This window comes from Mesorhizobium sp. M8A.F.Ca.ET.161.01.1.1 (genome assembly GCF_004792105.1).
In the GTDB taxonomy this organism is placed as follows: domain Bacteria; phylum Pseudomonadota; class Alphaproteobacteria; order Rhizobiales; family Rhizobiaceae; genus Mesorhizobium.
The window spans coordinates 1-279 of the sequence record NZ_SRTD01000511.1; the positions used below are offsets into that span (position 1 = coordinate 1).

Annotated in this window: 1 protein-coding gene; it reads right to left on the bottom strand. The window is 57.7% G+C overall.

The window, feature by feature from the left end:
- Window positions 1–48: 48 nt before the first annotated feature.
- Window positions 49–279 (bottom strand): hypothetical protein (locus tag EN804_RS36790; protein WP_210237409.1); only part of this gene is annotated, 231 nt, incomplete at its 5' end.

Below are 279 nucleotides of genomic sequence, written 5' to 3' on the forward strand. Positions count from 1 at the left end.
GTCGAAGAAGCCGCTGATGCGCCAGGGTTTCCAGAGCTTCGGCGTCCGTCAGAAATAGACGAAACGCATGGGCGGAAAAAAATTCCGGCAAACGCCGCTTTTTCCCAGCGCCCGACCGAATGTACTGCGCCGAAAGGTATTTTCTTCTTTGCTTTCGGGGCCGGGCTTCGCCAAGAATGCCCGGCGAATTTCAGAAAGTTCTTTGAGGGAGGTTTCCGTGACCCGTACGCCCGGTTTCAACACACTCGCCGTCCATGCCGGCGCCAAACCCGATCCGGC